Origin of the sequence: Bacillus pretiosus (assembly GCF_051294775.1) — a bacterium.
GTDB lineage: Bacteria > Bacillota > Bacilli > Bacillales > Bacillaceae_G > Bacillus_A > Bacillus_A wiedmannii.
The window spans coordinates 1-301 of record NZ_JBPPHF010000224.1; the positions used below are offsets into that span (position 1 = coordinate 1).

Sequence of the window (301 nt, forward strand, 5' to 3'; positions counted from 1 at the left end):
CGATATTGTATTCGCATTATGATGACTTGTTTACTTGTATCCGCATTATGCGTAACATGGAATGCTTTCACAGGAGTTTCTTTATTAGAGATTGTAACGAAATATGAGGGAACGAGTGCAAAAGAAGTACATGCAGCAGAAGTTAAGAGAAATGTTGCTCCGAGTAAAGAAGTGATAAATGCTTAAGAGCAGGCAAACGACTGGTCTAAATATCGTTCAATTGAAATGACTGCAACAGGTTATACGTCGGGAATTGAGTCAACTGGTAAGAGACCGGGACATCCGGAGTATGGTATTACAT

Annotated in this window: 1 pseudogene; it reads left to right on the top strand. The window is 39.2% G+C overall.

What is annotated here, in order from left to right:
* Positions 1-301 (top strand): annotated as a pseudogene (locus ACSG5Z_RS30625) (3D domain-containing protein); the annotation flags it as partial.